Genomic DNA, 5,851 nt, shown 5'->3' on the forward strand with positions numbered 1-5,851 from the left:
GGGATGTAGGACAGGCCGGTGCGGGTGCCGGCCCAGTCGGCCATCGCCTCGCTGATGAACTCCGGCCCGTTGTCCGACCTGAGCACCGCCGGGGCGCCCCGGGCGGCGACGAGGTCCTCGAGGTGGGCGGTGAGCCGGTCCGCGGTGATCGATCGTTCGGTGAGTCCGCCGATGCACTCCCGGGTGTGCTCGTCGACGATCGAGCAGATCTTGATCGGTCTGCCCTGCTCGTCGGCGTCGAACTGGAAGTCCACCGCCCACACCACGTTCGGCGCGTCCGCCGTCGGCGTGTCGATGGTCGAAGATCCGACGCGCTTGCCTCGACGCCGCTGCGGGACCCGGAGCCCCTCGTCACGCCACAGGCGTTGGACCTTCTTGTGGTTCACCACCCAGCCCTCGGCGCGGGCGTCGTGATACGCCCGCCGATACCCGTAGCGGGGATGGTCCTTCGCCCAGGCGCGCAGCCACTCCCGCAGCGCCCGGTCCGGGTCCGTGACCGTGTCGGCGTTGAGCGGGCGTCGGTACGCGGAGCGGGAGAGCCCGGCCAGACGGCACGCCATCCGCTCGCTCACCTGCAGTGTCCTGATCAGGTGCGCGACGGCGGCACGGCGCCTGCCCGGGCCTAGAAGTTTCCCTCAGCCAGCTCCTTGAGCGCGGCCTTCTCCAGCTCCGCTTCGGCGAGCAGCCGCTTCAACGTGGCGTTCTGCTTCTCGAGCTCCTTGAGGCGCTTCGCGTCGTCGGCCTTGAGGCCGCCGTACTGGTTCCGCCACCGGTAGTACGTCTGCTCGGACACCCCGAGCTCCCGGCACACCGCCGCGACATCCTGCCCGTCGGCGAGCATCCTGTCGGCCTGCCCGAGCTTACGGACGACCTGCTCCGGCGTGTGACGCTTCCTACTGTTCGTCATGATCTGACCAGTCTCCCTGCCCGCCACCGCGGGCAACAGGACGACTCGCATAACGACCGGACCTACGAAACGGGGTCAGCCCACGGCGGCCTGCTCGGATCGGGATCCTTCAACGCCGATCGGGCCGGCTACCGGGCCCTCATCGCGTGGGCAGTCGCGTTCGGCGGCGCGGTGATCTTCGGCGTTGAGGGCACGGGATCTTACGGCGCCGGGCTCGCCTCGGCGATTCGCCGCAGCGGGATCGGCGTGCTCGAGGTCCTCCGCACTGACCGCAGGGATCGTCGAATCCGGGGCAAGTCCGACACCCTTGACGCTGAAAATGCGGCGAGGGCCGTCCTCGCCGGGACCGTGCACGCGGTGCCGAAGGCCGGTGATGGGATCGTCGAGATGATCCGAGTGACCAAGGTCGCCAAAGACAATGCCGTCAAATCCCGCAGCAGCGCCATGATCAGCCTCAAACAGGTTCTCGTGAACGCACCCGACGAACTACGGCAGACACTCCAACGGTTGCCCAAGATGACGTTGATCCGCCGCTGCGCGGGACTACGTCCGGGCCCCATCGAGGACGTCACAGCAGCGACCAAGAACGCCCTTCAAGCGATCGCCAGCAGGTGGCTCGCTCTGGACCAGGAGGTCCGCGGACACGACGCACTCCTGAGCCGCCTGACCGCCAGCGTGGTACCCAGCCTGGTCGATGCGTTTGGGATCGGCCCCGACGTGGCCGCCGAAGTGCTGATCGTGCTCGGCGACAACCCCGAGCGGATCCATTCCGAGGCAGCCTTCGCACGGCTCTGCGGCACGAACCCGATCCCTGCCTCCTCCGGTCAGACCATCAGACATCGGCTCAACCGCGGCGGCCACCGTCAAGCCAACGCGGCCCTCTACCGCACGGTCGTGGTTCGGATGCAGTACCACGAACCGACCATCACCTACGTCACTCGCCGCATCGCTGAAGGCAAGACCAAACCCGAGATCATCCGCTGCCTGAAACGACTCCTGGCCCGCGAAATCTGGGCCCTCACGCGCGAGTTCCGCCAACCCGGCACAGCTTGACAGCTATAGGAGCATCAATGCCGCAGCCGAGGCGTTCAACTCGCTGTTCAAGAGCGAACTGATCCGCAACCGCGGCCCCTGGCACGGCATCAGCGATCTCGAGTACGCGGTCGCCGAGTACCTCGACTGGTACAACCACCGACGGCGCCACGGCGAGATCGGATACCAGCCACCCGCCGAATACGAGGCAACGTTCTACGATCAACCACATCCAACGCCAACCGCGTGTGCAGGCTGGTCGACAGTTGCCAGCCGACGATCATGCGGGTGCACATGTCGAGGATGAACGCCGCGTACACCCAGCCGGCGAAGGTGCGCACGTAGGTGATGTCGGCCACCCACAGCCGATCCGGCGCCTGCGCGGTGAACTGGCGATTCACCTTGTCCTCCGGCGTCGGCGCGCCGGCCGGGATCGTCGTACGAGGCGCCTTGGCCTTGCTGACACCGCGGAGCCCGTTGATCCGCATCAGCCGTTCCACGGTGCACCGGGCGACATCGGTGTGCCCCTGCCGCCGCAGTTCGTGCCAGACCTTCCGCACGCCGTACACGCCGTAGTTGGCCTGGTGGACCTCAGCGATCAACCGGACCAGACCGGCATCGGTCAACGCGCGCCGGCTCGCCGGCCTCGACCCGAACGCGTAGTAGGTGCTCGGGGCGATCGGGATCCCGTGAGTGGTCAGGACCCTGCAGATCGGCTCGACCCCGTGCTCGTGCTTGTGGTCGTCGATGAACGCGACGATCACCGCTGTGGGCGGTCGAGCTCCGCCTGCGCGAAATACGGCTTGATATGTAGGTGATCTCGACTCCGGGTGGATGGCGGTTCGTGACGGGGTCGACGATGTGGTCGTCGTTCTCGTGGCTGGAGCTGTTGATGGAGTTGTTCGTGCCTGTCCTTGCCCGCTCGCGCGGCGCCGCTCCCGAGTTGGGTGACGCGCTGTTGGATGAGTATCTGCGGTTCACTGCGGCGCGGCTGCGTCCGAACTCGGTGACGGCGCAGGCTTTCGACTTGAAGGTCTTCTTTACCGTGGTGGGTAAGCGGCCGCTGGCCGTGGGGACTGCGGACGTGTTGGCGTTCATCGAGGCACAACGCCAGCCACGACGTGGTGGGAACGTGGTGCGCCTGTCCGATGGCGAGCAGGGGTTGGCGGCCTCCACGATCAAGCGCCGGTTGGCGACGGTGACCTCGTTGTTCGACTACCTCATCGCGCGTGGCGTGTGCGAGCGCCAGCCCGTCCCGCGATCGATCACCCCTAGGACACGGTCGCTGCGAGGGGCACCGCTGGTCCGGGCCCCGAAGCGTCTGCCGCGCATCCTCGCTCCGGGTGAGGCCGTCGCGCTGACGAACGCGCTGCGCACGCAACGGGACCTGGCGATGGTCACGCTCATGCTGCGCGCCGGGCTACGGCGTTGCGAAGTCCTCGGCGTGCGGTTCACCGATATCCAGCCAGGCGACCAGCGCGTGTTCATCTGTGCGGGCAAGGGCGGTCACGAACGGATCGTCCCGGTCGATCCGTTGTTCTTCACTCACCTACACGCCTACCTGTCCCTCGAGCGGCCACGCGACGGCGACGGCGAGCGCGTGTTCGTGGTGTTGAAGGGCCCCAACCGGGGTCGTCCGCTCACGGCGGCGGGGCTTGACGAGGTCCTCGCCGGAGCCCGCCGCCGAGCCGGGCTCGCTCATGCGACGTGCCACGAGTTGCGTCATACGTGCTTCACTCGCCTGCGTGAGGCTGGGATGAGCCTGGAAGCAATCCAGGCCCAGGCGGGGCACGCGAACCTCGACACGACTCGCCTTTACCTGCACTTGTCCAACGACTGGCTCGCCGACCAGTATCGCGACGCCATGACCGTGCTCGCCGACATCTACGACAACAACGGAGCGGTGTCGTGACCCCCTCTACAGGCCCAGTGAGTGCGTCCCCGGCGCCGACGTCATCGCCGGACCGTGCTGTGGCTGAGGCGGTCGACGTGCTGCGCTGGTTCGCGGACGCGTACATCGCGGCCGGCGCGACGCCCGCAGCCCGCCAGACCCGCCGCCAGGGCGTGGCTGGGTTCGACCGGCGTTTCACCACTCTTGCCGCTTGGAACGCGGCCGACGTCATGACCCGGCGGGCCGTACGAAGCGAGGTCATGTCGTTTGCCGCCCACGCTGCTGTGGCGACTGGCCTGTGTGTCGATCCTGCCTTCGTGACGGGGTCTGGATGCCGCTGGGGCGTCTACCTGCGTACCGCCTATCCCGACCAGTACGACCGGTTCAACGGCCAGGCCGCTCAGCTCGGGTTCTGCGACAAAGAGATCGGCCGCATGTGGACCCACCTGTCCCGCATTGCCGTGATCGCCGGTACGGGTCCCGACGCGCTCACCCCCGCCGCCTACCAGCGGGCACGAACAGTGTTCTTCGAGTCCGTGACCGCAGGCAAGGACGCCATCCCGCACAAGTCACTGTCCACCCCACTGTTCGGGCTCGACGCGCTCATGCATCACCGTGGCCAAGCACCCTCCCCGGACAAGCGACGACGCTGGATTCACCGGCCCGTCGCCGAAGTCGACTGGGACCACCTCGAAGCCCACGCCCCGGTCATGACCGCAACAATGCGTCGCTACCTGCATCAATGCTCCCTGTCACTACGCCCGGCGTCGGTCACCTTGTTCGACACCACGCTCCGCCAGTTCGCCGGTTACCTCATCCACCACCACAGCGCCGACCAGCACGGCACCGATCCCGGCGGCGACGGCGACGTTCACCTGGTGGTGCGGGTCGCGGACATCGATCGCGCACACGTCGAGGGCTACAAGACCTGGCTCGCAGCACGGCCGGGACACCGAGGCAAGCCGCTGACCAAGACGACCCTGGCCATGCGCATGGGCCACCTGCGCTCGTTCTTCACCCGGATCATCGAGTGGGGCTACGACGACGTCCCCGCCCGGGTACCCGTGTACCGCGACGACCGTCCCCGCCTGGACAAGCCACTTCCGAAGTTCCTCGACGACGCCCAGGCAGCCGCGTTCATGGCTGCCGCCCGAGCACTGCCGAACCGACTCGACCGGCTCATCGTGCAGACCCTGGCCCGTACCGGGATGCGGCGCGGTGAACTGCTCGGCCTCACCATCGACGCCGTCGTCCAGATCGGCACCGGCTATTGGCTGCGCACCCCCATCGGCAAGCTCCACAACGACCGGTACATCCCCTTGGACCCGCAGCTGAAGACCCTGATCGACGACTGGCTCGCCGACCGTCCCGACTGGCAGGCCAGCGACCTGCTCCTACTCGACCGGGGCCGCCCGATCCCACCGACCCGCATCGACAAGGCCGTCGCGAAGGCCGCATCCGGTGCCGGGCTCGGCCACGTCCACCCCCACCAACTGCGTCACACCCTTGCCACCCAAGCCATCAACCGCGGCATGAGCCTGGAAGCCATCGCCGCTCTGCTCGGACACGCTGACCTGTCCATGACCATGGTCTACGCCCGGATCGGGGACCGCACCGTCGCCGACCAATACTTCAACGTCACCCGCAAGATCGAGTCCCTCTACGCCACGACCACACCCACCACGACAGATGTCGCAAAGAGCGCCACCGGCACCAAGCGCGCAACAGGTGTGCGCCTACCCGCCGACGCGGCCGGACCAGCCATGACCAGCCTGCACGCTGAGGTAAGCAAGCGTCTACTCGGCAACGGCTACTGCGCCCGCCCGATCGAGCTCGACTGCCGCTACGAAACCATCTGCGAGTCCTGCACCATGTTCTTCACCACCATCGAACACCGCCCCACCCTGCAAGCCCAACGCGACGACGCCTGCGCCAAAGGCCAAACCCGCCGCGCCGAGGTCTACACCAACCTCCTCGAACGCCTCGATCAAACCCCCGCTTGACAGACATCACCCACATAA

General features: G+C 67.3%; 4 protein-coding genes, 2 pseudogenes and 1 other annotated feature. Of the genes and pseudogenes, 4 read left to right on the forward strand and 2 right to left on the reverse strand.

Going from position 1 to position 5,851, the window contains the following annotated elements; all coding sequences use genetic code 11:
- A pseudogene (locus tag AC5YDV_RS19455) lies at positions 1 to 907 on the reverse strand (IS3 family transposase); the annotation flags it as partial.
- Between AC5YDV_RS19455 and AC5YDV_RS19460 the strand changes: the two are divergent.
- Together AC5YDV_RS19460 and AC5YDV_RS19465 are read left to right on the forward strand one after the other, a co-directional pair.
- Positions 884 to 1,960 carry an IS110 family transposase gene (locus AC5YDV_RS19460; RefSeq protein WP_496185183.1) on the forward strand — a complete coding sequence of 359 codons (1,077 nt, stop codon included), beginning with the start codon at positions 884 to 886 and terminating at the stop codon, positions 1,958 to 1,960. The pseudogene AC5YDV_RS19455 and the gene AC5YDV_RS19460 overlap by 24 nt on opposite strands.
- A gap of 61 nt (positions 1,961 to 2,021) precedes the next feature.
- The gene (locus tag AC5YDV_RS19465) at positions 2,022 to 2,246 is read left to right on the forward strand and encodes an integrase core domain-containing protein (RefSeq protein ID WP_496185184.1); all 225 of its coding nucleotides are present in this window, start codon (positions 2,022 to 2,024) and stop codon (positions 2,244 to 2,246) included.
- Here AC5YDV_RS19465 and AC5YDV_RS19470 read toward each other — a convergent pair.
- Positions 2,170 to 2,703 (reverse strand): annotated as a pseudogene (locus AC5YDV_RS19470) (IS3 family transposase); the annotation flags it as partial. The gene AC5YDV_RS19465 and the pseudogene AC5YDV_RS19470 overlap by 77 nt on opposite strands.
- Positions 2,611 to 2,742: a sequence feature (AL1L pseudoknot), on the reverse strand. It overlaps the preceding pseudogene by 93 nt.
- A 56-nt stretch (positions 2,743 to 2,798) precedes the next feature.
- Here AC5YDV_RS19470 and AC5YDV_RS19475 point away from each other — a divergent pair.
- Together AC5YDV_RS19475 and AC5YDV_RS19480 are read left to right on the forward strand one after the other, a co-directional pair.
- Entirely contained in the window at positions 2,799 to 3,851 is a 1,053-nt protein-coding gene (locus AC5YDV_RS19475; RefSeq protein WP_463644791.1) for a tyrosine-type recombinase/integrase, read from the forward strand.
- A 59-nt stretch (positions 3,852 to 3,910) separates the two neighbouring features.
- The gene (locus AC5YDV_RS19480; protein WP_459018334.1) at positions 3,911 to 5,833 is read left to right on the forward strand and encodes a tyrosine-type recombinase/integrase; all 1,923 of its coding nucleotides are present in this window, start codon (positions 3,911 to 3,913) and stop codon (positions 5,831 to 5,833) included.
- Positions 5,834 to 5,851: the final 18 nt, after the last annotated feature.

The sequence above is a fragment of the Propioniciclava sp. LT432 genome (assembly GCF_059515965.1).

Coding starts and splice junctions, on each gene's coding strand:
- AC5YDV_RS19475 (WP_463644791.1), top strand. CDS start 2,799: ATGTGGTCGTCGTTCTCGTGGCTGGAGCTGTTGATGGAGTTGTTCGTG.